General features: G+C 63.3%; 15 protein-coding genes. 8 read left to right on the plus strand and 7 right to left on the minus strand.

The window, feature by feature from the left end:
* Positions 1-119: 119 nt before the first annotated feature.
* Genes C1N62_RS19480 through C1N62_RS19495 form a run of 4 tightly spaced genes read left to right on the plus strand, consistent with a single transcriptional unit; the run spans position 120 to position 3,874 of the window.
* Entirely contained in the window at positions 120-1,421 is a 1,302-nt protein-coding gene (locus C1N62_RS19480; protein ID WP_137765392.1) for an FAD-binding oxidoreductase, read from the plus strand.
* A gap of 16 nt (positions 1,422-1,437) precedes the next feature.
* Positions 1,438-1,806 (plus strand): cupin domain-containing protein, encoded by a 369-nt coding sequence (locus C1N62_RS19485; protein ID WP_137765393.1) that lies wholly within the window; start codon positions 1,438-1,440, stop codon positions 1,804-1,806.
* 57 nt (positions 1,807-1,863) lie between these two features.
* Complete coding sequence (locus tag C1N62_RS19490; RefSeq protein WP_137765394.1) at positions 1,864-3,357, plus strand: APC family permease; 1,494 nt, start codon at positions 1,864-1,866, stop codon at positions 3,355-3,357.
* Positions 3,335-3,874 carry a DUF3156 family protein gene (locus C1N62_RS19495; protein ID WP_137765395.1) on the plus strand — a complete coding sequence of 180 codons (540 nt, stop codon included), beginning with the start codon at positions 3,335-3,337 and terminating at the stop codon, positions 3,872-3,874. Before C1N62_RS19490 ends, C1N62_RS19495 begins: the two co-directional genes overlap by 23 nt.
* On the opposite strand, the gene C1N62_RS19500 is transcribed toward C1N62_RS19495, so the two are convergent.
* From C1N62_RS19500 to C1N62_RS19520, 5 genes are all read right to left on the minus strand, one after another.
* The gene (locus tag C1N62_RS19500) at positions 3,871-4,290 is read right to left on the minus strand and encodes a VOC family protein (RefSeq protein WP_137765396.1); all 420 of its coding nucleotides are present in this window, start codon (positions 4,288-4,290) and stop codon (positions 3,871-3,873) included. The genes C1N62_RS19495 and C1N62_RS19500 overlap by 4 nt on opposite strands.
* Before the next feature lie 129 nt (positions 4,291-4,419).
* Positions 4,420-4,734 carry a multidrug efflux SMR transporter gene (locus tag C1N62_RS19505; protein ID WP_137765397.1) on the minus strand — a complete coding sequence of 105 codons (315 nt, stop codon included), beginning with the start codon at positions 4,732-4,734 and terminating at the stop codon, positions 4,420-4,422.
* A gap of 125 nt (positions 4,735-4,859) precedes the next feature.
* A complete protein-coding gene (locus tag C1N62_RS19510; RefSeq protein WP_137765398.1) occupies positions 4,860-5,489 on the minus strand; it encodes an alanyl-tRNA editing protein in 630 nt (209 codons plus the stop codon).
* 90 nt (positions 5,490-5,579) lie between these two features.
* On the minus strand, positions 5,580-6,788 hold the full coding sequence (locus tag C1N62_RS19515; protein ID WP_137765399.1) for a diguanylate phosphodiesterase: 1,209 nt from the start codon (positions 6,786-6,788) through the stop codon (positions 5,580-5,582).
* Positions 6,789-7,006: 218 nt separating this feature from the next.
* Positions 7,007-8,113, minus strand: coding sequence for an L-dopachrome tautomerase-related protein (locus C1N62_RS19520; protein WP_137765400.1), 1,107 nt, complete (start codon positions 8,111-8,113; stop codon positions 7,007-7,009).
* Between the two features lie 157 nt (positions 8,114-8,270).
* Here C1N62_RS19520 and C1N62_RS19525 point away from each other — a divergent pair, with 157 nt between their 5' ends.
* Positions 8,271-9,233, plus strand: coding sequence for a heme-binding protein (locus tag C1N62_RS19525; RefSeq protein ID WP_137765401.1), 963 nt, complete (start codon positions 8,271-8,273; stop codon positions 9,231-9,233).
* 32 nt (positions 9,234-9,265) lie between these two features.
* Here C1N62_RS19525 and C1N62_RS19530 read toward each other — a convergent pair whose 3' ends face one another.
* Together C1N62_RS19530 and C1N62_RS19535 are read right to left on the minus strand one after the other, a co-directional pair.
* A complete protein-coding gene (locus C1N62_RS19530; protein WP_137765402.1) occupies positions 9,266-10,285 on the minus strand; it encodes a LacI family DNA-binding transcriptional regulator in 1,020 nt (339 codons plus the stop codon).
* Positions 10,286-10,434: 149 nt separating this feature from the next.
* Positions 10,435-11,481, minus strand: a complete 1,047-nt coding sequence (locus tag C1N62_RS19535; RefSeq protein ID WP_137765403.1) for a Gfo/Idh/MocA family protein — start codon at positions 11,479-11,481, stop codon at positions 10,435-10,437.
* Between the two features lie 395 nt (positions 11,482-11,876).
* Here C1N62_RS19535 and C1N62_RS19540 point away from each other — a divergent pair, with 395 nt between their 5' ends.
* The 3 genes from C1N62_RS19540 to C1N62_RS19550 are packed head-to-tail and all read left to right on the plus strand — an operon-like array spanning position 11,877 to position 15,711.
* Positions 11,877-12,593, plus strand: a complete 717-nt coding sequence (locus C1N62_RS19540; RefSeq protein WP_137765404.1) for a gluconate 2-dehydrogenase subunit 3 family protein — start codon at positions 11,877-11,879, stop codon at positions 12,591-12,593.
* 33 nt (positions 12,594-12,626) lie between these two features.
* The gene (locus C1N62_RS19545) at positions 12,627-14,399 is read left to right on the plus strand and encodes a GMC family oxidoreductase (RefSeq protein WP_137765405.1); all 1,773 of its coding nucleotides are present in this window, start codon (positions 12,627-12,629) and stop codon (positions 14,397-14,399) included.
* Between the two features lies 1 nt (position 14,400).
* Positions 14,401-15,711, plus strand: coding sequence for a c-type cytochrome (locus tag C1N62_RS19550; protein ID WP_137765406.1), 1,311 nt, complete (start codon positions 14,401-14,403; stop codon positions 15,709-15,711).
* The last annotated feature ends 24 nt before the right edge of the window (positions 15,712-15,735 follow it).

The raw sequence follows: 15,735 nt of genomic DNA on the forward strand, positions 1-15,735 counted from the left end.
TTGTGTCCGCCGCCTGTGCGTTGCCTCACGCTTCCGCGCCTCCTCCCTCTTATGGACGATACTTCGCGCCCGGCGCGCATGGTGTATTGGGCCTTCGACCAGATAAGACAGGGCAACCCATGCATAACCAACTGGATGCGCTGAACTACTACAGCGCCACGAAAAAATACTCGCTGAGCTTCCCCGCGCTGCAACAGGACATTGAGGCGGACGTGGTGATCATTGGCGGCGGCTTCTCCGGCATCAATACCGCGCTGGAGCTGGCGGAGCAGGGCATCACCAACGTGGTGGTGCTGGAGGCGCGCCACCTCGGCTATGGCGGCACCGGCCGCAACGGCGGGCAGGTGATGGCGGGCATCGGCCATGACATCGAGGCGGTGAAAAAGCATGTCGGCCCGGACGGCATGGCCGCGCTGTTCGCCATCGCCAACATGGGCGCGGGCATCATCCGTGACCGCATTCGCAAATACCAGATCGACGCCGATTTCGTGCCCGGTTATGGCTACCTGGCCTACAACGCCCGTCAGGAGCGGACGTTGCGCCAGTGGGAGCGGGAGTTCCGGGCGGCAGACCCGGAGCAGGAGATCGCGCTCTACACCGGGCGCGACGTGCAGCAGGTGGTGGGTTCGACGGTCTACCGTGCCGCGCTGAAACACATGGGCGGCGGCCAGATCCACTCCCTCAATATGCTGCTCGGTTCCGCTGGCGCGGCCGCCTCCCTCGGCGTGCGGATCTTTGAGTCCTCCCCGGCGGTTGAGGTGCAGTACGGCAAGCAAGTGCGGGTGCGCACGGCAACCGGCAGCGTGCGCGCCGCGAAGCTGCTATGGGCCTGCGACAGCTTCCTCAACAAGCTGGAGCCGGAGATCCACGCCAAAACGCTGGTGACCTACTCCTACCAGATCGCCACCGAGCCGCTGCCCGACGCGCTGGTGGAGCGCATCAGCCCGCTGCGGGGCGCGTTCAGCGACATCCGCCCGGTGATCAACTACTACCGGCTGACGCGTGAAAACCGGCTGCTGTTTGGCAGCGCCACGCGCTTTGTCGAGTACACGCCGCGCGACTTCGCCGCCTGGAACCGCACGCTGATGTTGCAGGTCTTCCCCTATCTGCGCGATGTGCGCATTGATTTCGCCTGGGGCGGGCCGATGGCGTGTAGCGCCAACCTCTTCCCGCAGATTGGCACCCTCAAGGCGCACAACAACGTCTTCTATGTGCAGGGCTACTCCGGCTTCGGCGTGACGCCGTCACATATCGTTTGCAAGATTCTGGCGGAGGGGATGAATGGCGGCTCTGACCGTTACCAACTGATGAGCCGCATTCCCCACGCCACCGTCCACGGCCGCGACAGCCTGCGCTTGCTGCTGGTGACCGCTGGCAAATTGATGCACCAAACCAGCGGCTTTTGGAAAGGCCGCAATTAACTGACCGGAGAAGAGCATGACACCGTTGAAACTGAACCAACCGATCCCTGAACTCCAGCCAATTGGCAGCATCCGCCTGCTGGGGGCTACCCCCACCGAGGGCGACCCGCAGGCTGCCGGGGCGATGATCTTTGGCGAGCCGGGCGATGACCTGACCTGTGGGCTGTTCTCCGCCACCCGTGGTGGCTTCCGCATGACCTACCCCTTCACCGAGCACGCCACGCTGCTGGAGGGTGAAATCGAGCTGACCAACGAGGCGACCGGCGAAACCACCCGTTACCGGCCGGGCGACAGCTGGTTTGTCGAGCAGGGCACCGCCGTGCGCTGGCAGGTGCTGAGCGAGCGCTTTGTAAAACACTATCTGGCGAACGTGACGTTGCGCTAAACCCGGACGGACGGCCCTGCGCCGTCCGTTTTTTTCTGACACCCGGTGGAGGTGGGCATGTATAACCAAAAATTGAGGGCGCACCTGGATCGCGGCGTGATTGGCTTCCCCGGCACCATGGCCAGCTCCGTCGGGATGCTGATGGCCAGCCCGACCCTGCTGACCGCCACCAGCGGCTTTGGCATGGGGGGCGATAGCTTCGCGCTGGCGGTGCTGCTGGCCTTCATCATGATGCAGGCGCAGATCACCACCTTTGCCGAGGCGGCGGCGCTGATCCCCACCACCGGCTCGGTGTATGACTACATCTCCTGTGGGATGGGGCGCTTCTTCGCCATCGTCGGCGCGCTCTGCGCCTATCTGGTGGTGCATATCTACGCGGCGACCGCCGAAACCATTCTGGCTGGGGTGATGGCGCTCGCCAACTTTGAGTCCCTGCTGCCGACGCTGGCGACGCATCAGGACACCTGGCTGCTGGGCGTGGCGATGGTGCTGCTGTTCGCCTGTCTGAACGCGCTGGGCATTGAGGTGTTCAGCAAGGTGGAAGTGGTGCTGACCTTCGGCATGGGCTTCACCCTGCTGGTGTTTGGCATCGGTGGGCTGCTCACCGCCCCGGCGGTCACTCAGCCGGGCTGGTTTGGCGCGGCCCTCAATCTGGGGGATGTCGGCGGCTTTGTCGGTTATATCGGCATGGCGATGTTTCTGTTCGTCGGCTGTGAGCTGGTGACGCCGATGGCCCCGGAGATCAAGCGCGCGCACCGCACCCTGCCGCAGGCGATGGGGCTGGGGTTGCTCTGTGTCGCTGGCTGCCTGTTTTTGTACGGCGCGGCGATGAGCCGCCAGGTGGATAACGTGCTGGTAGACCCGGCCCACGGCCTGCGCCTGATGGACACGCCGCTGGCGCTGCCCGCCTTCGCCTATCAGGTGATGGGCCATGCTGGCCAGTACTGGCTGGGCTTCGGGCTGATTCTGGCGGGGGCCGCCACCATCAATACGCTGATGGCCGCCGTGCCACGCATCCTCTACAGCATGGCGCTGGATGGCGCGCTGCCGCGCGTGCTCACCTGGCTGCACCCGCGCTTCAAGACGCCGGTGGCGGCCATCGCGCTGGCGGCAGCCATCCCCTGCCTGCACGCGTGGTACTTGCAGGGCAATGTCGATCGCATCGTGCCGCTGATTCTGGCAGCGGTCTGTGCATGGGGCGTGGCCTATCTGCTGGTGACGCTCTCGGTGGTGCTGCTGCGCATCAGGCGCCCGGATCTGCCGCGTGCCTACCGTTCGTCGCTCTTCCCGCTGCCGCAGGTGATCTCCAGCGTCGGCATCATCATCGCCATCTGGCACATCACCCCGGCGGGCATGGATCGCAGCGCCATTCTGGTGCCCTTTGGTGTGATGCTGGCCATCGCCTCCCTCTACGCGCTGGGCTGGACACTGCTGGTGCAGCGGGTCAATCCCTTCAAGCCGGTGGCGGTGGAGGAGGTGGTGACGCGGGCGATGGCGCGCCACCCGCAGCTTCACGAGGAGGCACCCGATGCGCTCCGCTCGCTGGTCTGAGCCGACGCTGCTGCGCGCCGTCAGTGCCGATCTGGCGAACTGGCAGCCGGAGGAGCAACAGGGGCGGCTGTGCCTGACGCTGGGGCCGGGGGTGGAGGTGTGGGTGGAGGCGCGGCGGCAGCGGCTGTTTATGGCGAACCTCTGGCGCTGCGAGTTCAGTTGCGCCGGGCCGCTGGCCGAACGCGCCGAGGGGCGTGTGCGTGCCCACCAGCCGGGCTGGTGGCGACGCCAGCCGGTGCGCTTTACGGGTCGTGGCGCGATGGCGTCGGCGCTGGCCCGCCACCTCAACCACTTCCCCAACCTGCGGCAGACGCTGGCGGAGCTGGACTACCGCCAGTTTGAGCTACGGATGGAAGGGGGAGAGTGGCGCTGCGTGATTGAGCCGTGGGCGGCGAGCGAGGTGGCCTGCCGCCTGCCGCCGCTACGGCGCTACCTGCGCCTGACGTCCCACCAGCGAATGCTGTTGCTGAGCGTATTGAAGATGGTCGCTGAGGCGATGGCCCGCTTTCCGCGCTAGCCGATGTACTGGCTGAAGCGCAGCAGGTAGCCATCCGGGTCTTGCACCAGAAACTCACGCTGGCAGGCGCTGTCACTGCCGGTGGCGTAGTGGTTGTCGGTCAGCGGGCGGTAGAGCGCAATGCCGTGCTGCGCCAGCCGCGCCACCAGCGGCATCACATCCTCCACTTCAATCTGGAAATTGACGCCGCGCCCGTAGGGGTGCTCCAGCTCCCCGGTACGCCAGCCGGTGTCGTGGGCGGCCTCCAGCATTAGCTGTGCCTCCCCGAGGCTGAGATAGGCGAAATCCGGCGCACCGCGACGGATCATGATATGGAAGCCGAGGACATCGACATAAAAGGTGAGCGAGGCGTTGAAGTCCGATACGGTGAGTTCAGGAACCATCCGGTTCCAGTAGAGGTCGTTTCCCTGTGGCATAGTCCATCCTGGTCTGCGTGTTCGCCGCTCTCCGGGGGCGAAAAATGAAATCGTCCCCCTGTTATAGCCTGAACCGACATACTATGCGCGTGAATTATTCTCACGCTAACCAATGGGTTGGCCTGCGGTTTAGGAAGCGAGCTTCATCAGCACCAGCCCGGCGACGATCAGCACCGCCGCGGTGATGCGCATCAGGCTGGCTGGCTCGCCCAGCACCAGCAGGCCGAGCAGGAAGGCACCGACCGCGCCAATGCCGGTCCAGATGGTGTAAGCGGTGCCGAGCGGCAGGGTACGCATCGAGAAAGAGAGCAGGGCGAAGCTGACCACCATCGCCACCAGCGTGATCACGGTCGGCCAGGGTTTGGTGAAGCCCTGCGACAGCTTCATCGCATACGACCACACCACCTCAAACAACCCCGCCACCACCAACAGAATCCAGGCCATGCTGGCTCCTTTGCGTTAAGAGCCGGGCCGTCCCGGACGTGAGAAACAGACGCCGGGGCCGTCCCCGGCGCGGAAAGGGCGGCTACGATAGCCGCCCCAGAGAGAGATGTCACGCCGCTAACGCGTCAGGCCAGCGCATAAGAGACGGTCAGCGCGCCCTTTTTCAGCTTCACGGCAGTGATCAACACGTTGCCCACCTCATCCGTGGCGCGCACATGGGTGCCGCCGCAGGCGTAGGCTGGCAGGTCGCCCCAGGTCACCCAGCGAGACTCGCCCTCCAGGTACTGGTTGCGCGCCAGCGCGGCGGCCACTAGCTGGTTCACTTGATCGCTCAACAGCGAGGCCGCCGGGGCCTCGTCTGACCCGGTCGCCTCAAACACCACGCGCGCCTCGCCGGGGCGGTGGTTGGCCTTGACCGCGCGCCAGCCGAGCCGCTCGCCCACCGTACCAATCAAATGCCCGGCGGAGTGCAGCCGGGTGTTGAGCCGACGGTTGTCGGCATCCACCTCCAGCGGCACCTCTCCCGCCGCCAGCGGGTTGTCGGTCACGTGGATAATGCCGGTCTCATCCTGCATCACCTTCAGCACGCGCGCGCCGCCAAGGCGGCCGATGTCCGAGGGCTGGCCGCCGCCGTGCGGGTGGAACAGCGTCCCCGCCAGCCGCACGTGCCAGGTGCCCTCATCGCCCGGCTCACAGGCCAGCACCTCGGCGTCCATCGTAAGCTCATCACTGAAGAAGTAGTGTTTGGTGGTCATGGTGTCCCTGCCTTTGTCTGTGGAAAAGCGATCAGTTTTAGCAGATTTTTAACATTATGTTGATCATTAGGCCACAACAACGGCCGCCCGTCACTCGCCCAGCAGCGGCCAGGTGATGGGGGCGACCTGCTCCAGCGCCGGGCGGGCGAACAGGTAACCCTGAAAGGTGTGGATGCCCGCCGCCGCCAGCCAGCGCCACTCTTCGGCCTCCTCCACGCCCTCGGCTACCACCGCAATCTCCAGCGCAGAGCAGCACGCCAGAATGGCGCGCACAATCGCCTGCCGCGCGCCGCTGCGGTGCACGCCGCTGATGATCGCGCGGTCAATCTTGATCTTGTCCGGCTGGAAGCGCGCGAGCAGCGACAGCCCGGCATAGCCCGCGCCAAAATCATCCATCGCCAGACTGAATCCGGCGGCGCGCAGTTGCCGGATGGCGGCCTCGAAGGCGTCAAAGTGGGTGATAAACTCGCTCTCGGTGATCTCGACAATCACCTGGCTCGGCACCAGCCCGCTCTGCGTCACTGCGCGCACCAGCTCTGGCACTGCGTCGGGCACCTTCACCAGCGACATCGGTTGCAGGTTGACGGAGATCATGCTGTCGCCAATGCCAATCTGCTGTGCCAGTTGGAAGGCGTAGACCTTGGCCTCCAGATCCGCGGCATACTGCGCCTCGTCTGAGAGGGAGGCGAAGTATGCCGCGGGCGAGCCGCCGTCCGGCGCGCGGATCAGCGCTTCCAGCGCGCTGACGCGCTGGTGGGTGGTGTCCACGATTGGTTGCAGGGCGAAGCGGCAGGGCTGGCTCGGTGCGGCCGCGCCCGGCTGGAAGGGGGCGGGCCGGGTCACCAGCCGCAGCGCGTGCTCCGCGTCATGGCCGGGAAGGCTTTGTCGCCAGCGGCCACTGGCAAAGGCGCGGATAAAGCGCACCACCCGATCCTCATCGCCAGCGCGCGGCTGGAGGGTACTGCGCGCCAGAATCTGCGGCAGCACCTCCTCTGGCGGGCAGCCGCGCATGTCAAACACCTCCATGCCCAGCTTGCCAAAGCGCCGCGCCGGGGCGTAGTCGCGCATCAGCTCAACAATCTGCTGGTGCCGCCCATCGTCGCAAATCCGAGCATAGACGGCGTTGACTGCGGCGTACGGCCCCTCAAGGATCTGGAAAAAGTGGTCGCCATCAAACAGCAGAATGCCAGTGACCTGCACCGGCTCATTGCGTTGCCGGGCGTGGTCGGCCAGCGCGGCCAGAAAGGGGGCGTCCGCCAATTGGCTGGGGCGGCTGCGGTAGATCAGCGTCGAAAGCATGAACGTATCCTGGGAAAATTCACCAAAAGGGCCATCACATGCAGGCTGTCGCCATTCTTGTTAAGGAGGAGCGCATGTATCAGAGTGGATCGCTATTGTGGCGCAATTTGCCGCCTTCTGCACCCATCCTGCGCGATTGGCGGTGAATCAGGGCCGCCACTGCCCTGATTCAGCCGCTTTGCTGTCCCTATTGGCAATTTCCGAACGAAAATAGGGCGTTACGGACGTACCGGCAGCAAATATCGGTAGATGTAATAGGGCGCGCGCGTCTGGTCGCCACGGCCCCCGGAGTGGGCGGCGAGGTACTCGAGCTGCGGCGCGGGAATGTAGAGGAAACCGTCATTGGCGATATAGAGCGCATCCGGTGAAATAAGTCGGTTATCCTGCAACAGGATTTCGCGGCGGCCATTGGGGTGCAGCACCTCAATGGCCCGCTCCTCGACGTTCGACAGGTAGATGCGGCCCTTCCGGTCCATTGCCGTGCCGCCGATGGAGGGGATATCCGCCACCTTCTCCATCCGCTGCTCCAGCGCGCGGCCATCCAGCACCTCGTCCAGCAGCAGCGCCAGCGGCACGCGGTAGAGTGGCCCGGTCGGCGTCGCCACATAGAGCCACTGCCCGTTGGGGCTGATCTCCAGCATGTCGCTCTGCACCGCGGGGAGTGTGCCTTTGCCATCACTCAGCACCCGGCCACCGAACCCTTTTTGCTGCGCCTGCGACGGCTTTTTCAACAGTGGCGAGCCGGAGAGCTTGCGCTTATATTTGCCGGTGTTGAGATCGTAAATAATAATCCCGCCGAGGCCGGAGTCGGTAATAAACACATAATTGCCGAAGAGGCGTAGATCATTCAGTACTCCCCCCTCTGGCAATATTGAAGCATTAAAACGAATAATCTTTTCTGGCTCGCCACTCTCCAGATTAAAGGCAATCACTTTCGCCGCCCCCGGCCCCGGTTTGCCGCCCTCTGGCGTGCCCTGATCCACCACCCACAGCCAGGGCTGAGAGAAGATATGCACCGCATTGACGTTGACCAGCGTATCGGTGCCGCTGTCACCGGGCCGCCACTGGTTCCAGTGGTTGCCGGGGAAGGGCACCAGCCCGGCGGCTGTCTGGCGCGCCACCGCTGGCGAGGTATTGTGCTCTTTAAACCGCGGAAAATTCAGGAAGATTTCCCCTTTTGGTGACACCGTCACGCCATTGGCCAGCCACGGCGAGGCCACTACCGCTTCCAGCGCGGGTGAGCGGGTCGGCCCCGCCAGACTAAAGGGCGCGCGCGCCAGACAGCAGGCCGCGAGGCTGCCAGTAATAAAATCTCGTCTTCTCATCTTTTTTCCCTCTAAATTGGCGTGGCAATCACACCGCTATTTCCCGCGCTTGATTTAATTCCATCAAATAGTGGCCTTGTCTTTTCCGATAACGTGGCCAACGCTTTATCTTCATGTTTAGTTGAGTTTTTTGAAATAGACAAACAGGGAGAAGAGAATGGAAGGTAACGGGCTGCAATTAATTAAAAATTTTAGCATCAGTGATAATCTGGCCCAGCTTATTATCCAAACCGTGGTGGCGGAGGCGGCAGAGCGCAATACACCGGTTTCAGTGGCGGTAATGGATTTTGGCGGCCACTTGGTGGGCTTCCGCCGAATGGACAATGCCTATTTCGCCAGCGCCGAGGCGGCGGTGGGCAAGGGGCGCTCCTGCGCCGGTTTCCAGCAATCCACCGGCACCTTTAGCGAGATGGCGAAAACCGAGTCCTGGGTCGGCAACCTGCCGGGGCTGATCCCGCTGGGCGGCACCTGCCCGCTGACGGTCAACGGCCAGTTCGTGGGCGCGGTGTCGGTCAGTGGTGACACGGAGGAGAGTGAGCAATATCTGGCGGAGAAGGCTGGCGAGCGCTTCCCGTTCCTGCTGGAGCACTTCCTGCGTGATGACGCGCCCATCGGGATTGAGCACGTCGGCATCACCGTGCCGGACATGGACGCCGCCGAGCGCTTTTTCCAGCAGGCGTTCCACGCCGTCACCCTCTATGCGCTGATTGACAAGGAACAAGCACCCTCCGGTGGCGAAGAGATCACGGCGATGAACGGCCTGCGGCCCGACACGGCGATGAAAGAGGTGCGGATGCTGCGGCTGGGCAATGGCGCGAACGTCGAACTGTTCAGCCTGACCGGCTACCAGCGCGAGCGCGCCGCCGGGATCAATGACGTGGGCCTGACGCACCTGGGCGTCTACTGTGCCGACATTGAGGCGGCCACCCGGCAGTTTGTCGCCGCCGGTGGCGAATTGCTGGCAGGGCCTAACCCGCTCTCCGGCTGCGAGGGCGGCGAGGGCAACCGCTTCCACTTCGGCAAAACCCCGTGGGGAATGCTGGTGGAGTTTATCCGCTTCCCGTCACCGCTCACTTACAACAAAAATGGCACCGTCGCGCGCTGGCAACCCCGCGCCTGATGCCACCGGCCAGCCGCGCGCTGGCCGCTCCATCAATCGATATTCTCCGCCGTAATCACCTTCAGCTCCACCTTCCCGGCCCGGTAGAGATCCGGCTGCTCGCCCGTGTCGAGGTGGCGCAGCAGGATATCCATCGCCAGCCGGGCGTGCTGCGCGGCGTTCTGGTCGAGGGTGAAGGAGGCGAGGTCGTGTTGCAGTAGCGCCCGCGTCACGGAGTACAGCTCATGGGTGATGTAAACGCAGTCACCCAGCAGCTGGTGCTGTTGCAGGGTGGTACGGATTTCAGTGTTGCCGACGCCGGTGTTGTAGATGCCCACCAACTGCGGCGAGTGCAGTAGGGCGTCATGGAGCAGCGAGCGGATCATGTCGCGCTGATCCTGCCCACAGAGTAACTCCCGCAACCGCAGGTGCGGCGCGCGCTGGGCAATCGCCTCGCGAAAGCCAGCAATGCGCTGCTGGTGGGCGCGGTAGTCCACCCGCCCACTGACCATAATCACATCGCCCGGCTGGCGGGCGGTCTTGCTCATCAGCAACCCGGCGGTGCGCCCCGCCTGCTGTTGGTTAATGCCGACATGGCACAGGCGCGCCGCCCCCGGCAGGTCAGTGACAATGGTCACCACCGGCACCCCACGCGCCCGGCAGTGCGCCAGCGCCTCATGGATAATCGGGTAGTCATGGCCGAATACAATCAGGCCATCGCGCTTCTCACTGCTCTGCATGATGTAGTGCGCCAGCTTCTCCGGCTGAGACTCCGGGATGAAGGTGCGGTGCAGCGTAATGCGCCGGTAGCCCAGCCCACCGGCAATGTCAGCGAAATCCTGCGCCAGTTGCTTAAAAAAATGGGAAGGATTGGCGCTAAGGAACACCTCCACCTGCCAGGGGTGCTGGTACGCCTCTGGCAGCGGGCGTTTTATATCCATCGCCCGCGCCGCATTCAACACCTTCCGCGTGGTCTCCGGCGAAACGCCGCCACGTTCATTGAGCACCCTGTCAACCGTTGCCACACCGACGCCAGCCATCTTCGCCAGCATCTCCAGGGTAAACTTTTTCATTACTGCTCCAAAAATAACCAGATAACGCCAGCCCAATGGGCTGGCGGAAAAGGGGGGTAAACAGCCAACGTGGCCATGCCCGGCAGCCAGCCGGGCCTATTATCAAATTGCCCGCCCGGCAGGCAAGGCATCAATTGTTGCCAAACACATCACGCGTGATTATCACGCTCCTCATTGAAGACAATGCCGAGCTGGCGGCGCGCCTCATCCATCACCCCCAGCGTGGTCAGGGTGGTGGCGAGGGGCCGGATCGGTGACTCCAGCCGTCCCTGACCGATGCACCATGCGGCGTGCTCCATCTCATGGCAGAGCTGGGCGTAGTGGTTGCCAGCATCCTGCCAGCGCAGCGAGTGGTTGCCCTGGCTGGCGGTGAGCACAAAGTCGCCCGGCGCGTAGAAGTGCCCATCCAGCACCAGCGTGGCATCACGCCCGGCGATCACCGCGCCGCTCGGCGTGCGGCTGAACAGCGTGGTATTAAGCACGGCGTGCATCCCGCCAGCGTGCGTCAGCAGCATGGAGGCCTGCCCGTTTACGCCACCCGGCACCGACTGGCCGGTCGCCACCAGCCGCTCCGGCGCGCCACCGGCCACCTTGACGCTCAGGGCAATCAGGTAGCTCCCCAGATCGAGCATCGGCCCGCCCGCCAGATCGGCATTGAAAATGCGGTGATCGGCGGTGAAAAACTCCCCATGATCCGCCAACAGGGTGTGCAATTCGCCCAGATCGCCATTCGCCAGCAGTTGCGTCAGCACATCATATTTTGGCGTGAAGTCACACCACATCCCCTCCAGACAGAGGCGCTGTTGCGCCTGCGCCTCGCGTTGCAGTTGCGCCGCCTCCTGGGCGTTGAGGGCCAGCGGTTTTTCCACCAGCAGGTGCTTACCGGCGCGCAACACCTTCAGCCCATCCGGCAGGTGGTGGTTGTGCGGCGTCGCCACGTAGATGATGTCGAGATCCGGGCGCGCCAGCATCTGGTCGGTATCGGTGTAGGCGTGCGGGATCGCCCACTGCTCCGCGAAGTGTTGGGTCTTCTCCGCGTTGCGGCCAGCCACCGCCACCAGTTGCTGGTCGGTGTGGTGGCGCAGCGCCTGCGCGAAGTGGTTGGCAATCCAGCCGGGGCCAATGATCCCCCAACGCAGGGAGGGAATGTCACGGCGCTGGGGCAAACGGGGTTGGGGCAGGGCAGATGGAAACATAGGGACTCCGATTATTTTCTATTCATGAAACAGCCGACCTTGGCTGTTATAGGGGTGAGGCAAATTCATCATAGAAATGTTAATGCGGAGTGGAAACGGGCTGCGTTGATGGAATTCCATCAAGGCAATTCTTCCCAACGGAATAAGAAAAAATTATGCTTAATCTGTGTTAAATTTTTATTAATTATTTTATTTAAAATGTGAATGCCCCACCTCTGGTCAAGCTGAATCGCACTCTGCTGCGCCGTTAAACCGATACTCCCCCTTGCGAAAACATCGTCCTGTTCTGATTAACCGGTCAGGCATGTGCTCGCCTGCGGAAAAAAATCGCCCTGCCATCGTGCGGAGGAAATAACGGCCAGCGGGGCAATGTCTATCTATTTTGCAGGGAAAACATGAAACGCAGAGAGTTTCTTACCTCATTCGCCGCACTGGGTGTGGCCACCTCCTTGCCGATCGCCAGGGCGGAGGTCGTCACCGGCGGCCAGCCTTGGGAGAGCGGCACGGCCAGCACACCGCCCGCCCCACCACGTCAGGGCGGCTTGCAGTACCTGACCCAGCATGAATTCGACACCGTGGGCGCCATCGCCGAGCGCTTCATCCCGGCCGACGAGCTGAGCATCAGCGGCAAGGAGGCGGGATGCGCCACCTTCATCGACCGCCAGCTGGCCGGCGATTACGGCAACGCCGCCGCGCTCTACCGTCTGGGCAAATTCGTTAAGGGCACGCCGGAGCAGGGGCCGCAATCCCCGCTCACCCCGGCCCAGCGCTACCGCCAGGGGCTGGCGGCGCTGGATGCCTACACCCAGCGCCAGAGCGGCAAGCCTTTTGTCGCGCTCCCCGGCGCGGAGCAGGATCGTCTGCTGCACGCGATGGAGGCCGATGCCCTCGATCTGGGGCCAGAGGTAGAGACCAAGGTGCTGTTTGAACTGCTGCTGCAAAACGTCCGCGAGGGTTTCCTCTCCGATCCGATCTATGGTGGCAACAAAGAGATGGCCAGCTGGAAAATGATTGGCTTCCCCGGTGCACGCTACGACTTCCGCGACCTGCTCAGCAAAAAAGGGCAGAAGCTGAACATCATCCCCACCAGCCTGATTGACAACACGCTCTAAGCGCGTGGCAAACCATTAAGACGAGTTTTAATTATGAATACTATCCGTCCAAAAGCTGACGTGGTGATTGTTGGGCTGGGTTGGTGCGGCTCCCTGATTGCGGAAGAGCTGACCCGCGCTGGCCTGAATGTCGTGGCGATTGAGCGTGGCCCGTGGTTTGAGACCGCCACCGACTTCCCGCCCTCCGTGGATACCGATGAACTGCGCTGGGATACCCGCCGCAGCATGTTGCTCCCCCCTGCGGTGGAGACCACCACCTTCCGCAACAACCGTACCCAGCAGGCGCTGCCGACCCGTGACTGGAACCTGAACGAGCTGGGCTACAACGTTGGCGGCTCCGGCACCCACTGGGCCGGTATGGCGTGGCGTTTCCTGCCGTTTGACTTCCAGCCCTACAGCCAGACCGTGGCGCGCTACGGCAAGCAGAAGATCGCCGAGGGCCTGATCCTCCAGGATTGGGGCGTCACCTATGACGAGCTGGAGCCGTTTTACGACCGCTTTGAGAAGATCGCTGGCGTCTCCGGCAAGGCTGGCAAGCTGAAGGGCGAGACCATCCCGGAGGGGAACCCGTTTGAGGGCGACCGCAGCAGCGACTACCCGCTGCCGCCGCTGGAGGGGATGCGCCTGACCGACATCTTCCGCGACGCCACCAAAGGCATGGGCCTCAACCCCTTCATGGTGCCCGCCGGGCAAGCCTCCCGCGCCTACGTCAATCCGCTGGGCGTGCGCATGGGGCCGTGTACCTACTGCGGCTACTGCCTCTACTACGGGTGCGGCAACTTCTCCAAATCCAGCCCCAACGCCTGCGTGATCCCGGCGCTGATGCAGCGTGAGAACTTCACGGTGCTGACCGACTCCGCAGTGGTGCGCGTTAACAAGGCGGCGGACGGCAAAACCGTAACCGGCGTGACCTACGTCGACAAGAACAAAAAAGAGTGGGAGCAACCGGCGGGGATCGTGGTGCTGTCGGCGTTCCAGATGCAGAACGTGCGCCTGCTGCTGCTCTCCAAGATTGGCAAGCCCTACGATCCGGTCAGCAAAACCGGCGTGGTGGGCCGTGCCTACAGCTTCCAGACTGTCTCCGGCGCGAGCCTGTTCTTTGAGGATGAGAACCTCAACCAGTACATCGGTGCGGGCGCGCTGTCACAGCAGGTGGATGACTACAACGGCGATAACTTCGACCACAGCGACAAGGACTTCATTGGTGGCGCGGGCATTTTGGTGGTAGCACGCGGCGCGCGGCCAATCGGCAACGCCGATGCCCTGCCGCCCGGCACCCCGCGCTGGGGCAAGGCGTGGAAACAGGCCTATACCCACGCTTTCCAGAACGCTACCTTCATCTTCGGGCAGGGCACCAGCTTCTCCCATGAGGATTACTACCTCGATCTCGACCCGGAGTACGTGGATGACAACGGCAACCCGCTGCTGCGCGTGACCTTCGACTACAACGACAATGACCGCCGCTCGGCCGCCTTCATCATGGATAGAAGTGTTGAGATTGGCAAAGCGATGGGTGCGAAGACGGTGATCGGCACCAACTCGGCCTCCGGCCACTACTCGCCCTACAACTTTGCCAGTGACCATACCATCGGCGGCGCGGTGATGGGCACCGACCCGAAAACCAGCGTGCTCAACCGCTACCAGCAGAGCTGGGATGCGCACAACCTGTTTGTGCTCGGTGCCTCCTCCTTCCCCAACAATGCGGGCTACAACCCGACCGGCACCATCGGTGCGCTAAGCCTGTGGACGGCGAAGGCGATCATTGAGCAGTACCTGAAAAACCCTGGCCCGCTGGTAAAGGTGTGACATGAAAAAAACAACCATCATTGGGGGCGTGGCCCTGATTGCTGCCGCAGTCGCAGCGGGCCTGCTCTGGCAGAACGCGGACGCCAGCGCGGACGACGTGGCGGGCAACCAGACGCTGACCAGCCAACCGCCAGCGGATGCCGACGCCGAGGCGGTGGCGCGTGGCCGTTATGTCGCCATCGCCGGTGACTGTGTGGCCTGCCACACCGCGCCGGGCAGCAAAACGCCGTTCTCCGGCGGCTACTCCATCAGTACGCCGTTTGGCGGCATCTTCGCCAGCAACATCACGCCGGACGCCGAAACCGGCATCGGCAACTGGACGGAGCGCGACTTCTTCCGCGCGGTGCGGCATGGCCGTGGCAAGGAGGGCGAGAACCTCTACCCAGCGATGCCCTACAACGCCTATGTGAATGTCAGTGATGAGGATATGCACGATCTCTGGCTTTACATGCGCTCGGTTAAACCGGTTCACAATCAGGTGCCAGAGACCAACCTTGGCTTCCCGTATAACATCCGGCTGGCAATGATGGGCTGGAACCTGCTGTTCTTCGCCAACCACGGCTTTGCCGCCGACGCCAGCAAAAGCGCCGAGTGGAACCGCGGTGCCTATCTGGTGCAGGGGCTGGAGCACTGCGCCAGCTGCCACACCGCCAAGAACCTGTTGGGCGGCGACAAAAATGCTTACCTACAGGGCAGCAACATGGCGGAATGGCATGCGCCAGACATCACGCCAAATGGCTATACCGGCATCGGCAGTTGGAGCGAGGATCAGATCGCGCAGTACCTGAAACTCGGCAGCAACCATGTCGCGGTGGCCTCCGGCCCGATGGCCGAGGCGGTCAGCAACTCGACCCAGTACCTGACGGATGCCGATCTGCACGCCATTGCGGTCTACCTGAAATCGGTGCCGGACTCCGGTGCCAAGCGCCCGCAGCCGCTGCCAGCGGACAACCCGCTGATGCAGACTGGCGAGCACGTCTACTCCGCTAACTGCGCGGCCTGCCACAACAGCGACGGCAAGGGCATCCCGAACCTGGCGGCCAGTCTGGCGGGCAACCCCGGCCTGATGGCGAAGGACGCCTCCTCGCTGATCACCACGGTATTGCAGGGCGGGCGCGGGGCCGTGACCCAAGGCAACCCGACCAGCGGGGCGATGCCCAGCTTTGCGTGGAAGCTGTCGGATGATCAGGTGGCGGCCGTTGCCACCTACGTGCGTAACAGCTGGGGCAATGCCGCACCGGCGGTGCCGGTGAAGGATGTAGCGGATGAGCGTGAGCTATTGAAATTGCCGCCACAGATGGCGGCACACTAAAGTACGTGGGCGCAAGGACGCGCC

The sequence above is a fragment of the Nissabacter sp. SGAir0207 genome, from assembly GCF_005491205.1.
Classification (GTDB): Bacteria; Pseudomonadota; Gammaproteobacteria; order Enterobacterales; family Enterobacteriaceae; genus Chimaeribacter.